Origin of the sequence: Vibrio sp. 10N.222.46.A1 (genome assembly GCF_041473595.1) — a bacterium.
Classification (GTDB): Bacteria; Pseudomonadota; Gammaproteobacteria; order Enterobacterales; family Vibrionaceae; genus Vibrio; species Vibrio tasmaniensis_A.
In genome coordinates, this window is record NZ_JBFRSN010001195.1 from 1 (window position 1) to 780 (window position 780).

The following is a 780-nucleotide window of genomic DNA, read 5'->3' on the forward strand; positions in this document are numbered from 1 at the left end:
GTATTAGATGCTTTGGATGCAGATAAGGTTCTTGAAGGTGCTTCACTGGTCGTGACCGGAGAGGGGCAGATGGACAACCAAACCCTGCAAGGTAAAACACCTTTCGGTATCGCTCAGAGAGCTCAAAAGCTGAGTATTCCAACCATTGGAATAGCGGGCTCTTTGGGGCAAGACGTTGAAAAGCTTTACGGTTCAATGTCTAGCTTATTTGGAACCGTACGTTCACCTCAGTCTTTAGACCAAGTTTTATTAGAAGCGAATCAAAACCTGACTCGTACTGCCCGTAATATCGCCGCCACGCTCAAGCTTGGCAGCCAGATTTTTAATGAGAAGTAATTATGTCTCTATTTAAACTCGACAACGTTATTCAAAACTACGCATGGGGAAGCAAAGACTCCATTAACCAACTGTTTGGTATTGTGAACCCAAACCAAGAACCTCAAGCAGAAATTTGGATGGGTGCTCATCCTAATGGTTGCTCCAAAGTAGGCGATACCGGTGAGCCGCTTTCTCACATGATTGATGAAAATAGGATCGATGTCTTAGGTGGGTACACGGCGGCACGTTTCGGTGAGCTACCTTTCTTATTTAAGGTGTTAGCAGCTGAAACACCGTTGTCGATTCAGGTTCACCCCAACAAGCGCAAATCAGAATTAGGTTTTGAGCGAGAGAATGCACTTGGCATCCCTTTGAATGCGTCTAATCGTAACTACAAAGATCCAAACCATAAGCCTGAGTTGGTTTATGCGTTGACCTTTTACAAAGCGATGAATGGCTTTC

The 780-nt window shown here is 44.7% G+C and carries 2 protein-coding genes; both read left to right on the forward strand.

The genetic code is table 11. From position 1 onward, the window contains the following. On the forward strand, positions 1-336 hold a 336-nt coding region (locus AB4496_RS25150; RefSeq protein ID WP_372132544.1), incomplete at its 5' end, for a glycerate kinase. Between the two features lie 2 nt (positions 337-338). Continuing rightward, the coding region (manA, locus tag AB4496_RS25155; protein WP_372132548.1) for a mannose-6-phosphate isomerase, class I at positions 339-780 on the forward strand (442 nt) is incomplete at its 3' end.